This window comes from Nonomuraea sp. B5E05, assembly GCF_039880665.1.
Taxonomy (GTDB): Bacteria; Actinomycetota; Actinomycetes; order Streptosporangiales; family Streptosporangiaceae; genus Nonomuraea.
The window spans coordinates 87,264-102,021 of sequence record NZ_JBDPMJ010000005.1; the positions used below are offsets into that span (position 1 = coordinate 87,264).

Consider the following 14,758-nt stretch of genomic DNA (forward strand, 5'->3'; position numbering starts at 1 on the left):
TCGCCGCTCGAGACACCCACTCGGTGCCTGCGCACATTCCCGATCCGCCACCCGTATGGGAGACCGAGTACCCCAGGCTCGCCGAGGACCTCACGTACGCCAGCCCCGACCTTTTCAGCGCGCTTGATCTGCTGCGTGTCTTTTGGGGGCGAACACAGGCCGGCAACGGGACGGTCTGATCACTTCTCGATGCAACGGTCGTCGCGGTGGGTCACGTACAGCCTGCTGTACGTCAGCGACGCCTGGTGACTGCTCCCCTAGTGCGTGATCTTGATGACGGCCTTCTTTCCCTTGACCGCCAGCACCTCGAAGCTGACGTCGTTGATGGTGCTGGGGCCTCCTTGGTCCGGCGTCTGCTCGGACATGGTGACCTGCATGCCGGACGCGGTGGAGGCGTGGAAGGTGACCGAGTCGTCCTCGACGGTGACGTTGATGGGCATCAAGCCCCACTTGTCGTCCAGCCTGATGGTCCGCCCGTCCGAGATGAGCACCTCGCACTTCGCGTCCCGGCACGCCCGGAGTCTCGTACCGTTCCTGGCCTTCGGGAGCGCCGACCCCCTCGCCGACGACGTCGGAGAGGGGGTCGCTGACGGAGAGGGGGTCGCTGACGGCGAGGGCGTCGCTGATGGGGAGGGGGCCGACGACGGGGGACCCGCCTCAGAAGGAGACGTCGCCGGCGAGGCCGTCTCCTCAGCCGGGGAGCCGCAGCCGGTGAGCAGTCCGGCTGCGGTCACCGCGCTCACCAGCGCCATCCGCCCGGTCGGTACGCCTGGCATCTCCGCTCCCTTGTTCGCGCGACGACATCAGCCACCAGTGTCGTACCACGGCGTCGGGACCCCTCCCACCGGAGACGCGATAGAAAGATCCCGCTCCCGTTGCACGGACGAAAGGTAAGACCATGCACAGGAAGGCCATCAGTGCCCTGACCCTTGCGTGCGCCATGGCCGTGACGCCCGCCATGACCGCCACCCCCGCCGCCGCCACGGCCAAGCCCAGCTACCGCGGCTGCTACGACGGGAAATGCAAGTTCACGTTCTCGAAGAAGGTGAGCTTCCGCATCTCCGCGAAGCGTTACGGCTTCTCCAGGGTGTACGTCTCCAAGGAGTTCGTCGGCGGCATCTTCAACCAGGACATGGTCGTGGTGCGGGCGCCCGGCTTGACGACTTCCCTGGGTGAGGGGGCTCGGGGCAACATGCAGAGCAACGGCAAGAACACCCTTTCCTTCCGCGTGCTGGCCATCACCAGCAAGGGCGCCACGATCCGCTTCACCGGATGACGGGACCGCCGTCCGGCGACCACTCGGGGGACGTCACCGGCGCGGGCCGGGAAGGAAATGGTGTACTTCCGGCGGCTTTGACGATCGATGAGGTCGATCTTCTTCATGGCCGGCCACAGCCGGTGGTCCGGAATCCCGGCCACCCACCGCTGCCCGCGCGCTACCAGCGCCTCGCGGTACGGCGTCCTGGCGAACCAGCCGCCCTCGCGCAGGTAGCCGCAGTGGTGGCCCGGGCCGGCGTCGAAGATCAAGGAGTACGAGGTCAGGCGGCCCTGGGGTTTGGTTCGCTGCCGTCCGCGAGGCAGTGCCACGGCCGGTGACGATGAGGCACCGGGTCGCTCTGTTCGGACGGCCCGCCTCTGGACGTGGTACGGCTGGCCTGACCTGCAGCCCGAGGCCGGTGAATCCCATGGACGGCCGCGTTTGCCGGAGGCGTTCGTGAGCATGTTGGCCTTGAGGAACAAGGTCCGGCGGGGAGCGATCGGCGAGCGGGTGGGGGCCTGCTCGGGGGAGCCACGATAGGCCCGCTCCTCGATGACCGGGCCGAGCAGCGCACGCCATGGGTCTGCCGGAAGCTCAGGTCTCGGGCGTCTGGATGCGGTCCGCGTACCACGTCGAATGGAGGAGCTCATGCCGCTCATCAATGTGAAGGTCATCGAAGGGGTGTTCACCGAGGCGCAGAAGGCCCAGATCGTACAGAAGCTGACCGACGCGATGGTCGAGATCGAGGGCGAGAACATGCGCTCTCTGACCTTGGTCATCCTTGAGGAGGTCAGGAGCGGCGACTGGGGAATCGGCGGGAGGCCGGTGACGACCGCGGACGTGAAGGCCATGGCCGCCGGCGCGCCACCCGGGTGACGGGATCCGCCGACGCAGCCTGGCCGTCGCCGTTAGGCTTGTGTGGGAACGATCCCACACAAGCGGACGGAAGGCGCTCATGGATCAGGGATGGGAGCTTCGGGGTTTCCTCGGGGACGACTGGCAGTTGCACCGGGCCCAGCTCCACGCCAGGGACGGCCGCGGCGCGGGCGGGTGGATTCCCGCGAGGGTGCCGGGCAGCGTGCTGGCGGATCTGCTGGCCGCCGGCCAGGTGCCGAGCCCGTACGTCGGCAGGCAGAGCCTGCTCTCCGAGTGGGTGTCGCAGCGGACCTGGGTCTACCGGACCCGGCTGAGCGCGCCGGACATGGCACCCGGGGAGCGGGCGTTCCTGGAGTTCGACGGCATCGACCACTCCGCCTCCGTCTACCTCGACGGCGAGCGCATCGCCACGCACGAGGGCACGTACGTCCCGCTGGTCGTCGAAGTGACCGGGCTCATCACGGGCGAGCACAGCTTGGCGGTGGTCGTGGACCCGGCGCCCGTCAGCGAGCCGCAGGTCGGCTGCACGGCCAAGGTCAGCGTGCACAAGGGGCGGATGGGGTACGGGTGGGACTTCTGCCCGCGAATCGTGCACCAAGGACTGTGGGGGCCCGTACGGCTGCGCGTCACCGGGCCCACGAGGCTGGCCGACGTCTGGGCCCGGCCCGCGGGCACGGAAGTCGTCGTGAGAACCGAGGTGGACGGCCCGCAGGCGGACGTCGAGCACACGCTCAGGGACGCCGACGGCCGGGTGGTCGCGACGGCCACCGGCGAGCACGCGGTCCTCGAGGTCGGGCGGCCCCGCCGGTGGCGCCTCAACGGCCACGGCGAGGCCCACCTCTACGAGTTGACCACCGCGGTGAAGGGCGACGAGCGCCGGGTTCGCGTCGGTTTCCGCGACGTGCGGTTCCGGGCCGGCCAGACGGGCGCGCTCCCGTACCGGCTGACCGTCGACGGGGAGCCGGTCACGATCAAGGGCTGGAACTGGGTGCCCGCCGACGCTCTCTACGGCGCGGTCGAGGAGGCCAGGGTGCGGCACCTCCTCACGCTGGCCCGCGACGCCGGGGTGACGATGTTGCGGGTGTGGGGCGGCGGGCTCATCGAGAGCACCATGTTCTATGACCTGTGCGACGAGTACGGCATTCTGGTCTGGCAGGAGTTCGCCCAGTCCAGCTCCGGCATGCGCAGCGTGCCCAGCGAGGACGAGGCGTTCGTCGCGCGGATGGCGTGGGAGGCCGAGCGCATCGTGCCCGCCCGCCGCAACCACCCCAGCCTGGCCGTCTGGTGCGGCGGTAACGAGTTGCAGCGAGCCGACGGCGTCCCGCTGACCGACGCGGAATCCCCGGTGCTCCAGGCGCTGCATGACGTCGTGGCGCGGCTCGATCCCGACCGGCACTGGTTGCCGACCTCCCCGTCAGGGCCGGTGTTCGGCAACACCTTCGAAGGCCCGAGCCCGCACGACGCGCACGGCCCGTGGGAGCACCAGGGTCTGTCCGACCACTACGGCTTCTACGACCGGGGCCGGTCGTTGCTGCTCAGCGAGTTCGGGGTCGAGGGGATGAGCAACGTACGGGCGATCGAGTCGGTCGTGCCCGAGCAGGCGCGCCGCCTTCCGACGACCCGCCACCCCGTCTGGGACCACCTCGGTCGGTGGTGGAACAACGAGCCGCTGGTCCAGGAGGCGTTCGGCGGCGCGATCGGCGACCTCGCGACCATGTCGAGGGCCAGCCAGTTCCTCCAGGCCGACGGGCTGCGGTACGCGGTGGAGGCCAACCTGCGCCGGCCCGAGAGTTGTGGCGTGCTGCCGTGGCAGCTCAACGAGTCCTTCCCCAACGGGTGGTGCACGGCCGCCGTCGACTATTTCGGCGAGCCCAAGGCCGTCTACCACTACGTACGCCGGGCGTACCGCGACGCCCACGTCTGCGCGGCGCTCCCGGCTCAGCGCGTGGACGGCGAGGTCACCGCCACGGTCTGGGCCTGGTCGGACGGCCCCGCGGAGGTCACGGCCCGCTTCCTCCGCCTGGACGGGAGCGAGCTCGCGAAGGAGCACTGGACGACCGAAGGCGGCCCGCCGCGGCCGCTCGGCGAGATCCGGTGCGCCGGTGATGGGGAGCTCCTCCTCCTGGACCTGTCCACCGGCAACCGCTACCTGCTGACCTCCGGCCCCGACTTCGCCCCGCTGCTCACCCTCCGCGAGGCCAGGATCTCCACGCACCTGGAGACCGCCGGCACGACGTGGACGTTGCGCGTGCGGCACGAGGACGGGCCGGCGGCGCCGTTCCTGCGCCTGCTCGACGCGCGGCCGGCCACCACGCAGGGCTGGATGCGCTGGGACGACAACGCCATCGACCTGCTGCCCGGCGAGGAACGGGTGCTGCGCTGCGAGTGGGACGGCGTACCGTCGGAGGAGCGCCGGGTGCTGCTCGACGGCTGGAACGTCGGCCCGCAGCTGATGACCCCGCACCTTCCGGCGAGGCCGGGCTAGCGTTTTTGCGGCGGGACGTCAGACCGTCTCCCTGGTCAGGTCCTCGCACAGAGCCCAGATCGTGTCCTGGTTGCGCCGGTCGAGCGCGCTGGCCGGCCAGGGAGCGCGGCGGCACTTGCTGGTGAAGTACCTCCCGGTCACCCCTTCCACGTCGCCGCTGGAGGCGAGGTGGACGCTGGAGCGGGACGGCTTGCTCAGGTCGCCGAAGACCCGCGGTGTCACGGCCCGCAGCAGCGGGACGATCGGGCGGTACACGTAGGGGAAGCCGGCCGCCGTCATCGACTGGTTCATCGGCGTGTGGCCGTGGCCAGGGTAGGCGACGTTGACCGTGACGCCGCTGCCGGCCACCTGCTCCTGCTCGGCGAAGCGCAGGCTCATCGCCATGAGCATCGTCTTGGTGTGGTTGTACTGGCTGAACGTCCACCCCAGGTAACGCCGCTCCGCCTGCAGGTTGTCCAGCTCGATCGGGCCGCCGGGGATGCCTCCGGTGAGGTTGACGACCCGGCCGCCGAGCAGGGGCAGGAGGAGACGGGTGAGCGTGAACGGGGTGAGCACGTGGGCGGCGAAGGTGGCCTCCACGCCGTCTTCTGTGAGGGTGCGGCGCGGCGGGTTCGTACCGACGTTGTTGATCAGTACGTCCAGCCGGTCGCAACGTTCGGCCACCTGAGCGGCGAGCCTGGCGAGGTCGCGCTGCCTGGTCACGTCCGCGGCCAGGGCCTCCACCAGGCCACCGCCCGCGCCGAGCTCGTCCGCCGCCCGCCACGCGCGTACGGGGTCGCGGCCGACCAGGATCACCCGGGCGCCGCGCGCGACCAGCCCGCGCGCGGTCTCCTTGCCGATGCCACCGGTGCCGCCGGTGACCAGGACGGTCTTGCCGTGCATGAAGATCCACCACCTTCGAGATCGATGGACCAAATATGACACCGAGTGCCACAGATGGCAATCGGTGTAGAATGCGCGCATGGAAGGTCTGCGGGATCGCACCAGGCGCGCCGTCCGCGCCGAGCTGGCCGGGCGGGCGCTGGAGTTGTTCGCCGAGCGCGGCTTCGACGAGACGACCGTCGATGACATCGCCAGGGCGGCCGGGATGTCGAAACGCAGCTTCTTCCGCTATTTCCCGACCAAGGAGGACGTCGTCTTCGGCGAGATCGAGACGATGGGGGAGCAGGTCGCGCAGGAGATCGCCGCCCGGCCGCCGCAGGAGGAGCCGTGGCAGTGCCTGCACGCGGTGCTGCGCGGCTGGGAGTCGCGCATCAGCGCGCAGGCCGACGCGATGCGGCTCATCGAGTCCACGCCCGCGCTGCGCACCAGGCTCCTGCAGAAACGCGACGAGGCTCGCACCCGGATCATCCAGGCACTGGCCGACCGCGGGATGCCGCCGCTGGAGGCCGACCTGGCGGCGGCAGCGGCGGGCGCGGCCCTGGACGCGGTGGCCCGCGAATGGCTGCGCACCGGCGGCGCCGTCGACCGCCTCACCCTGGTCGACCGCGCCTTCACCATGCTCCGCCCGGCGTTCCTCACCTGAATCGTGGACCGTTCGTCAATATTGGATCATGTGTTCGATGGTGGGGATGACGTGGGGCGGGCCAGGACACTACTCTGTGGGTGTGAGCCATCGGGACGAGAGGGAACGCGCCGCGACAGTGGCGCTGCTTCGCCGTATCTCCACGGAGAAGGGTGAACGCGAGCTCGTTCAGCACCTCACCGAAGGCGCCTCGGCGGAGGCGCTGTTGCGTGAGAGGCTTGCCCCCATCGATCTGTTCTCCGACCCGCTGGAAGAGGCGATGGCCCAGGCGAACGAGGAGATCGCCGCGTGGGAGCAGAGCGGCATCCACGTCATGACATTGGGAGACGACCGCTACCCGCACCGGCTGCGAGATGTGTTCGATCGGCCTGCGCTGCTGTTCGCCCGTGGGACGCTCCTCGAAGTGGACGACGGAGTCGCTGTGGTCGGCTCCCGGTCTGTTTCATCGCAGGGCAGGTCGGTGGCGGCGGAGCTGGCCATGCGGCTCGTGGAGCGAGACCTCGCAGTGGTCTCGGGCCTCGCAGCAGGTGTCGACACGGCCGCGCACCGGGCCGCACTCGGGGCAGGGGGCCGGACGGTGGCCATCATCGGCACGGGGATTCACCGCCATTTCCCGCCGGAGAACCGAGACCTCCATCGAGAGGTCGCCGACCAAGGCGCCGTGTTCTCCCAGTTCTGGCCGGACAGAGCGCCGGACAAGTCGACGTTCCCGCTCCGCAACGGCACGATGTCCGGCTACAGTCTGGCGACGATCATCGTTGAGGCCGGCGAAAGAAGCGGCACACGCATTCAGGCACGCAAGGCGGTTGAACACGGTCGTCCTGTGATTTTGATGCGGTCGGTGGTCGATCGCACCGAATGGGGAAAGGCTACGGCGAGCAAGCCCGACGTCCACGTGGCTGGCGATGTCGATGAGGCCGTGGTCATCGTCGACGACCTGCTCCGCCGGCCCAAGCAGCTTGAGGACCTCCTTTCAAGGATTGGCTGACACACTTGGCGGAGACACTCCCGCAGCTCCGGGACATGATTCGTGAACGTCTTGGCGCGATCATGACGAACCCGCTCCGGTTGCAGAGCGTCACATGCGACACCTGTACTGGGCCCGTCTCTCCGCAGTACACGAGGTGTTACCGCTGCACCCTCGATACGAGGCCTGGCGGTGTGCCGGTTGCACAGCGGGTCGTGCCGTTGACCTACGCCGCCGTGGGCACGCAAGCAGACCGGGACATGTACCGCTACAAAGAGCCAATGCCTGATCGTTATCGGCTCCGAAATCCCTCTTACCAGCGTCTTCTCCTTCTTCTCATAGGGTTTGCCGAGGCGCACGCGCATTGCCTGAGTGCGCTCGCTCCAAAGCCCGTCACCGGAATGGCGGTCGTGCCCTCGCTTCGAGGGCGTGTAGGAACCCATCCCCTCGCTACTCTGGGGGCAGTGCTTCCAGGGCACTGGGAGAAGATAGATCTCCATGCTGCACGCGATGTGCCTGAGGCGGAACGGCGTCAGTTACGGCCCGAGCATTTCACCGTGCCTGATCCGGCGGCCGCGGCCGGACAGCACATCGTCGTGCTGGAGGACACCTGGGTACAAGGTGGTCATGCTCAGTCCGCAGCTTCGGCCCTCCTGCTCGCGGGAGCTTCTGAAGTGACCATCGTGGTCATCGCCCGCCGTATTCGCCCTGACTTCGGGCGTCCGGAGCTGAAAGCATCCCTGCAACGGATCGTCGCGGATCGTGAGTACTCCTTGGAGTGTTGTCCCGTTACAGGCGATGTCTGTCGTGTGAGGCTCCCCAGGCAGCCCGGAAATGTAGTCACTTGAAGGTGACAGTCCCGAACGAAGACTTCAGAGTCGTAGTCCGCCTCGACAGGGAGCCGCCTCACCAACCAGGTTGGCGAGGCGGCTGTCGAATCAACTTCTACCCCAGGTCGTCAAACTCGCCTGCCATGATGCCACGGCGGAAGGCGGCGAACTCGCTTCGAGTGAAGTAGAGCTTGGGCCCCTCGGGATCCTTGGAGTCGCGTAGCGCGATGAGAGGTCCCTGGCTGGCTTTGTGTTGCAGGCTGAGCTCGTTAGGGGCAGCATCAGCGGTTCCGTCGACCAGCGCTGCCTCAACGCAGTCTCCGCCGGTTCCATTGGAAAAGCTCGACTTCCGCCATGCGGTACGGATGTTTTGCTCCCGGTCCTCTTCTTGCCTACCGTTCATTGGATCCTCCTGCTGCCTGCTCGATGAGGCGTCGGCTCTGATCAGGGCCGAGTGCTCTTGCGCGAAGATGATCGAATAGCCGGTTGTAGTCTGCAACGTCGTCAGGGTCTTCTAGATGAATGCTGCCCTTCCAATACTCAAGGTACACAATGTCCGGATCCGATAGTTTTGGGAACTTCAGGATGCGGAATCCGCCGTTCATCGCTGGGTGGGCCCCGCTGTCGAAGGCGAGGATCTGGACAGTGATGAAGTTGTGGGACGAGAGATCGAGGAGGTGCTGTAGCTGACGACGCATGACGCCCCCGGCGACGTGGCGCCGGATCACAGCCTCGTTGAGCACCATCCACATTTCGGGAGGATTGTCTGACGACAGTCGCTCTTGGCGCTTCATGCGGATCGAGAGGGTGTCGTTCAACTCCTCCTCGGGAGGCAGCGTCGGCTCCGCGTTCAAGATGGCCCTCGCGTACTCCTTGGTCTGGAACAGGCCGGGTATGTATTCACTCTCGTATCCAGAGATGGATGATGCGTCCTCTTCGAGGCCCACGTAGCTCTGGAAGTACTCGGGAATCGAATCGGATATTTTGTCCCACCAGCCACGTTTTCGGGCGTCGCGGGCCAATTGGAGGAGCACCTCCTTCGTATGGTCCGGCACCTCGTAGATCTCCAGCATCATGGTCACGTCGGCGATGCGTGCGCCGGTCTGTGCCGCTTCTATGCGGGTGATCGTTGGCGGCGAACATCCCATCCGCTCCGCGACCGTCTCCCGTGACATGCCCTTTTCCTTGCGCAAGCTGCGCAGTATGGCGGCCAGGCGGCGTTGACGAGCCGATGGGCTGCGCTGGGTAGTCATTTCACCTCCGTGAGTTACAACAAAGTCTGCTGGATCGATCTTGTGGTCACAACTTGTACGAAGTTCATTCTGGTGCATCGCTTGCGCGGAGCGTAGTGATTACTGCACACTCTGTGTTTGTCGGCGGTGTTCATAACCGTTATGAGCTGCGTAATTGCTCGTGGGCGTCGCAACGATTCGGCTCATGGCGCGCTCAGATCCAGTTGTACGAAGTACACGTTGACCAAAATCGGATGTTTCTGGGGCTGTAAGGCGGTTCGAAGCGATGCGACGTACCCGGACAACACGGAAGCGGGACGATCGGCGGGGGTTGGATTCGGTGCGGCCGAGTCGCGAGCAGGAGCAGTTCTTCCACCTGGCGCGGCTGGCTTGGGCGCTGAGGGCGCGCGGCCTGGCCGTTTCGGTTGAGTTGCCGCGACGTGCGGAGCCGTGTGTCTCGGTCCGGCGGGAGTCGGGGCCGCTACTCGTCCGGGCCGCGCTTCAGGGCGAGCGCTGGATCTTCACGTGGGGGCGCGGGCGTGATCGATGGGTGGACGCACACGACGAGTGCGCGCCCGATCGAGTGTGGGAGGTTGCCTGGTGAACGATCGGATCCTGGTCGAAATGACCTTTCCCGGTGTTGCGCGTTCGGTGTCGCTTGCTCGCCGCTGGGTCGTGGACGCGCTGGCGGCTGCGGGGCATCGCGAAACGGATGGGGTGCGGCTCGTCACGAGCGAGCTGGTGGGCAACGCCGTGCTGCACACCAGCTCCGGGCGGGCCGGCGGCGTGTTGGTCGTGAAGGTCTTCGAGGTGAGTGGTGTGTTGGCCAGGATCGAAGTGATCGATCAAGGCGCGCCGACCGTGCCGAGGCCGCGCGAGCCCGTGGACTGCGACTCTCATGGGCGCGGGCTGTGGTTGGTCCAGCGGACTTCCATCAGGTGGGGAGTCCGTTCCGCAGCCTTGCGCTGGAATCTGGTGTGGGCCGAGGTGGCTACAGCGGAGCCCGGCGACGCTCCGGCGCGCCAGCCTGGAGGGGTCTCTCCCGACTTGATGCGCTGACGAATCGCGGTCGCGTCTGCTGGTACGGCGGCATCGGCCCATCCCGGTCAATCACTCGAACACGCTATGGGGCTGTGAGCCCATGCCTGCGGAACGCGAGGAGACAACGCACGATGACCAAGCTGCCCGACTTCCACGGTCCTCACGTCTGTCCTCCGCTGCCTGACGCCGAACCCGTCGAATGGGAGGTGCCGATGGCACGCTTCGTCCGGGTGCGGGTGCTGCGGCACACGTGCGAGTGCAAGCCGTGCATGTACGAGTTCTGCGCCGCGGGAGGGCTGGCGTGGGTGCGGCGTACCCAGCGCCGCGAGTCCGGCGAGACCGTCAGGGAGAGCCATCCCACAACAGTGGGCAAGGCCGAGGTGCTGTGGGAGAAGCTCATGAACGGTCAGGCCGGGTAGCGGAAGCTCAGGAGTTACCTAAGGGTGAAGCGGTTGCGCAGGGCCTTGAACGCGACCCTGGCGGACCGGGTGCTCAAGAGGAACACGGTAAGCCCCGCGCAGGCGACCGCGACGGCCGTGAACAGCCACGGGTTCTTGGTCTCCAGGACCTGTAGTAGCGCGAGCGCGATTCCGGCCGGGACGGTGACCAGGGTGAACACGACAACGGCGCTGTTGACGTGCCGAGTCTCGTCGTCGCGGGCGAGCCGGTTGAAGTCGCTGATCTCGGTGAGGATCTGGTCGAAGCGTTCGCACAGGGCATGCTGGCGTTGGTACGCCGTCAGAAGGCGGTTCGGTGTGCCGTGCGGGGTCAGGTGCTGGGCCCACAGCCGATGCCGAAAGGAGCTGACCTGCTGTTCGAGCTCGGCCATCGTCGCCGACACGGAGGAGTCGAGCGCCGAGGCCAGGCGCTCTTCCAACTTGGTCAGGCCCTGGGCCTGCGCTATACCGAGCAGGATGGCGTCGAGATAGATCGAGCGCAGGTAGAGCTCGGCGTACCCGAAAAACGTATCGTTCCGGCCCTGGTCGGGCCGGAGACCCGCCACGCCCATCCCGTCTCGCAGGACGACGGCGTGCCAGTCGCTGGACAGCCGGATGATCTCGTTGTCCGTCGGTTCCAGATTCTTGGGGTCCGGAGGATAGTCGGTCAGATCCGTACGGGAGGCCAGGGCCCACAGCCATTGCTCGACAGATCCCCAGCGCCAGTAGCGGAGCTGCCGGTACAGGCGTGGCAGACCTTGCTTGGCAGAGGTGACGAAGGCGACCGTGTAGGGCCGGCTGCCCTGCTTGATGGTGGCCTGACCGTCGACGAACTTCTGCGGATCGAACGGTGGCGGAGGGGCGTCTCGGCGGCCGGCCAGCGACCGTAGCAACGGGATCGGCATGCCGTTCTTTGGGCGCAGGTGGACGGCCGCGAGTCCGTGGGCCTCCGGCTCGTCGTTGATCCGGAGGACTTCCACGCCGGTGATCTCGACATCGCCCACGGTGTGGTGGGAAGGGTCGTGCCAGCGTTTCGGACTATGGGCGTCGCCGTAGAGCACCCGGGCCGCCTTGGCGCTGAAATACTCGGTGCGGGCCTCAGCGGTGGAGCGGACATCGCGGTGCTGGAGGATCAGCGGCCCCTGCTCCCACGTGGGAGTGGAGGGGAAGAGAGCCTCATAGACGACGATGAGGGTCTGCCGGGCGAGTCTTGTCACTGGTAGTAGTCCTCGGCGTCGGGCAGGTCCAGCCGGATGACGTAGCAGGCGTGCTCCTCATTCTCCTGATCGACGAGGAACCGCACGCGTTCGCCGGTCCGGATCGTACGAAAGCCCTCCGTCACGATGTCGGCGTACATGAAGGAATGGTGTGTGCCGGTCTCGTAGTCCCGAACGACATAGGTCCCCTGACGGCCGCCATGACCGCTGCCCAGCGGCATGCGGTCCACGATGTATCCGAAACGGTGGCCGCCCGCTCCGGCGGTCTGCTCGCCGCTCATCACACCTCCTCAACGCATCGGAATCCCACCGCGTTGCTGCATCCCCGGCGCCGGAACAGCCCTTTGGACGACGTCTGAAGAGCCCGGTAGGGGTTGTCGTAGGAGCCGCCGCAGATGACGACCTCGTTCAGATCGGTCAGAACGGTGCCGGTGATCTCCCACACGTTTCCGGCCATCTCCCGGATGCCGAACGGTGAGACGTTGCGCGGATGCGCGTCCACAGGGCCGGGCATGGCCTGGCTCAAGCCTCCGCGATCCAGCTCCGCCCGCCAGGCGTCGTACGTGATCAGTGGACGACCGCTCCAAGCGTCGGCGCTGTTGACGATGCCCAGGTCGATGTCGTCGCCCCAGGGAAACAGTCGGCCGTCGCCGCCCCGTGCTGCGGCCTCCCACTCCAGTGACGAGGGCAGGCGCTTGCCCTCGAAGCGGGCGAACGCGTAAGCGCTCCAGAAGCTGACGCACACCGCCGGGTGGTTCTCGTACGCCGGATCGGTGAAGTAGTCCTGGACTTTCAACCGGTCCTGCCATGGCTCGTGGGAGGTCTCTGAGGGTTTGGCGGGGTGATCCCATTCCTGCGAACCATGTCGCCGGATTTCCTCAAGGAAGCGGTTGTAGCGGGCCACCGTGACCGGGAAACGGTCGAAGCGGATCGGCCGCTCCACATGACGCAGCATCAGATGGTGGCTCGTACCCACCACATAGGCACCGGCGGGCAGGACACAGTCATCGGTGGAAACCTTGATGGACCTCCGGCTGAGGAAGTCGCGGACCTGCTCGGTCAGGCGCGGCGCCGTGTCGAGAAGTGCTGTGCGGGCTTCTGGCCGGCGCAGGTGCTCGGCTGCCAGCAACTCCTGGTACGCGCAGTGGCTGAAGGCGATAGCGGATGGTCCGGCGAGCCGGAACAACGGCCGCAGACGGAAGGAGTCATAGGTCAACCGGCCGCGCTCGAACAGTTCGACGCCCAACTCGTTGACGAGATCGACAAAGGAGAACACCGTACGGCCACGCAGGAATGCGGCTCCGAAGTAGGAGACGAGCGAGGGCAGCAGGGCGGGATCAGCGACTTTGGTGATGTGCCGCCATGCCAGTTCGGACAGGTGAGGGAGATCCCGTTCGCCACGCAGATCGAGATCTTCCGCCAGGCGGACTTCCAGGGGCGTCGCCCGCTCGGCCACATCGTGCAGCCGCAGCGCGGAGAAGCGCGGCACGAGCAGGGGATTGACCCCTTGGGCGTGAAGCTGCTGGACCAGCTTCTCCGACACCAGAGAAGTGCCGTCCAGTAGACGTCGCACCTGCGGTGAGTCCTCCAGAAATGACACCCGCGACGTGGTGACCACCGCCGATTCTGCCGACAGGACCTGCGCTATCTCGGCGAACAGTTCCAGGAACCCGGCCTGGGTGGCCGACGGCACAGCCTCGTCGATCCCGTCCAGCGCGCAGAGCACCGATCCGGCACGAGCGAAGTAGTTGAACACGTCGAAGACGTGCGTACTTTCCACGTCCATGTAAGGGGCCAGCGAGCGCGTGACGAAGTCTTGAAACCGCTCGTCCGGCCGTTTGAGGCTCATGTCGAAATAGAAGCGGTAACGGCGCTTGGCGGCTGAGGCCGATCGTGCGACCAGCTGTTTGAGCAGCGTCGTCTTACCGCTCCCCGACCTGCCGACGATCAGCAGGTTGCCGCCTGTCGCCGCCACGTCGTCCAGCAACTGGTCGGCCGCGCCGATCCGGGTCACGACCTGTTCGCCTGTGCGTTCGTCGGTGGTGAGCAGATCGCCGGAGATCGTGACTCGTCCGGCGTTCAAAAGTTCCGGATAGCTGCCGACGACATCCGTCATGTGCCGGTCGAGGTTGACGAACGCGTCCATGAAACGGTCATAGGTGAGAACCCGGTAGTCGCCGCCCAGCGGGCTTGTTGCCGTGCTGTCGCCGTTCTCCTCCAAGACGAGGAATCGGGTGAGCTTGGGGAGCTTGGTCTGAAGCAGCTCGCCGTTGGTGGCGTCCACTACCTGGACCACATCGTCGATGTTCTTGCTCAACAGCAGTTCGACGTACTCGCTGCGCAACCCCTGCTCGCGGAAGAAGAGCTGGTAGACGGTGTTACGGGACAACTCGAAGCGCTTGACCGGCTGGAATCCGAGCGTCACGTACAGGCCGGCCAGGAACTCGGCCTTGAGCGCCACCTCAGGTGCCAGCTTGGGCACGTCCCCGCTCAGGACGCCGCTGCCGGTGCTGCTGAACCAGGCCAGCACGTCCAGCAGGCGGCGTACTGCCGTGAGCCCGTCCTCCTCGGCGATCTCGTACCCGTCGTGAGTGGAACGGTTCCGGAGGCGCTGGATGTCGCGGAGCGAGTCAAGGACGCTCGCGCTCCGGATGTACGGCTGCGCGCCCTTGATCAGCTCGCTCAGCGCCTTGCCGCCAGGATCTCCGGGAACGTTGTGATGCCGCCACAACTGCTTGAGGATCCGCTCGGTGATCTTTCCGACCAGGGCGATGGCGTTCTCAGGGTAGCCGTCGCCGAGTGACCTGATCGGGCGCTCGAAGTCCAGCCCGAGATAGCGGGCGACCCGGGAATGATCATCCAGTTCGTTCCTGAGCTGGAAGAGACGATG

The 14,758-nt window shown here is 66.8% G+C and carries 14 protein-coding genes; 7 read left to right on the plus strand and 7 right to left on the minus strand.

Annotated features, from left to right (window positions below; genetic code table 11):
* Positions 1-257: 257 nt before the first annotated feature.
* A complete protein-coding gene (locus ABGB01_RS11440; RefSeq protein ID WP_347773063.1) occupies positions 258-491 on the minus strand; it encodes a hypothetical protein in 234 nt (77 codons plus the stop codon).
* A 407-nt stretch (positions 492-898) separates the two neighbouring features.
* Between ABGB01_RS11440 and ABGB01_RS11445 the strand changes: the two genes are divergently transcribed.
* The 3 genes from ABGB01_RS11445 (at position 899) to ABGB01_RS11455 (ending at position 4,619) form a co-directional block, all read left to right on the plus strand.
* Complete coding sequence (locus ABGB01_RS11445) at positions 899-1,276, plus strand: hypothetical protein (protein ID WP_347773064.1); 378 nt, start codon at positions 899-901, stop codon at positions 1,274-1,276.
* 630 nt (positions 1,277-1,906) lie between these two features.
* Entirely contained in the window at positions 1,907-2,134 is a 228-nt protein-coding gene (locus tag ABGB01_RS11450) for a 4-oxalocrotonate tautomerase family protein (protein ID WP_347773066.1), read from the plus strand.
* A 79-nt stretch (positions 2,135-2,213) separates the two neighbouring features.
* Positions 2,214-4,619: a glycoside hydrolase family 2 TIM barrel-domain containing protein gene (locus tag ABGB01_RS11455; protein WP_347773068.1), complete on the plus strand. Its 2,406-nt coding sequence runs from the start codon at positions 2,214-2,216 to the stop codon at positions 4,617-4,619.
* 18 nt (positions 4,620-4,637) lie between these two features.
* On the opposite strand, the gene ABGB01_RS11460 is transcribed toward ABGB01_RS11455, so the two are convergent.
* Positions 4,638-5,501: an SDR family NAD(P)-dependent oxidoreductase gene (locus ABGB01_RS11460; RefSeq protein WP_347773070.1), complete on the minus strand. Its 864-nt coding sequence runs from the start codon at positions 5,499-5,501 to the stop codon at positions 4,638-4,640.
* Between the two features lie 79 nt (positions 5,502-5,580).
* On the opposite strand from ABGB01_RS11460, the gene ABGB01_RS11465 reads away from it, so the two are divergent.
* Positions 5,581-6,144 carry a TetR family transcriptional regulator gene (locus ABGB01_RS11465; RefSeq protein WP_347616726.1) on the plus strand — a complete coding sequence of 188 codons (564 nt, stop codon included), beginning with the start codon at positions 5,581-5,583 and terminating at the stop codon, positions 6,142-6,144.
* Positions 6,145-6,226: 82 nt separating this feature from the next.
* Entirely contained in the window at positions 6,227-7,132 is a 906-nt protein-coding gene (locus tag ABGB01_RS11470) for a DNA-processing protein DprA (protein WP_347773072.1), read from the plus strand.
* A 924-nt stretch (positions 7,133-8,056) separates the two neighbouring features.
* Here ABGB01_RS11470 and ABGB01_RS11475 read toward each other — a convergent pair.
* Together ABGB01_RS11475 and ABGB01_RS11480 are read right to left on the minus strand one after the other, a co-directional pair.
* Positions 8,057-8,344, minus strand: a complete 288-nt coding sequence (locus ABGB01_RS11475) for a DUF397 domain-containing protein (protein WP_347773074.1) — start codon at positions 8,342-8,344, stop codon at positions 8,057-8,059.
* Positions 8,334-9,194, minus strand: a complete 861-nt coding sequence (locus ABGB01_RS11480; protein WP_347773076.1) for a helix-turn-helix transcriptional regulator — start codon at positions 9,192-9,194, stop codon at positions 8,334-8,336. Before ABGB01_RS11480 ends, ABGB01_RS11475 begins: the two co-directional genes overlap by 11 nt.
* 579 nt (positions 9,195-9,773) lie before the next feature.
* Between ABGB01_RS11480 and ABGB01_RS11485 the strand changes: the two genes are divergently transcribed.
* Together ABGB01_RS11485 and ABGB01_RS11490 are read left to right on the plus strand one after the other, a co-directional pair.
* Entirely contained in the window at positions 9,774-10,232 is a 459-nt protein-coding gene (locus tag ABGB01_RS11485) for an ATP-binding protein (protein ID WP_347773078.1), read from the plus strand.
* Positions 10,233-10,345: 113 nt separating this feature from the next.
* Positions 10,346-10,633, plus strand: coding sequence for a hypothetical protein (locus tag ABGB01_RS11490; RefSeq protein WP_347773079.1), 288 nt, complete (start codon positions 10,346-10,348; stop codon positions 10,631-10,633).
* 14 nt (positions 10,634-10,647) lie between these two features.
* On the opposite strand, the gene ABGB01_RS11495 is transcribed toward ABGB01_RS11490, so the two are convergent.
* From ABGB01_RS11495 to ABGB01_RS11505, 3 genes are read right to left on the minus strand one after another with little or no spacing between them, the layout of a single operon-like run.
* Positions 10,648-11,868, minus strand: coding sequence for a hypothetical protein (locus ABGB01_RS11495; protein ID WP_347773081.1), 1,221 nt, complete (start codon positions 11,866-11,868; stop codon positions 10,648-10,650).
* Positions 11,865-12,149 (minus strand): hypothetical protein, encoded by a 285-nt coding sequence (locus ABGB01_RS11500; RefSeq protein WP_347773083.1) that lies wholly within the window; start codon positions 12,147-12,149, stop codon positions 11,865-11,867. Before ABGB01_RS11500 ends, ABGB01_RS11495 begins: the two co-directional genes overlap by 4 nt.
* Entirely contained in the window at positions 12,149-14,599 is a 2,451-nt protein-coding gene (locus tag ABGB01_RS11505) for an SUMF1/EgtB/PvdO family nonheme iron enzyme (protein WP_347773085.1), read from the minus strand. The genes ABGB01_RS11500 and ABGB01_RS11505 overlap by 1 nt, the downstream gene beginning before the upstream one ends.
* Between the last annotated feature and the right edge of the window lie 159 nt (positions 14,600-14,758).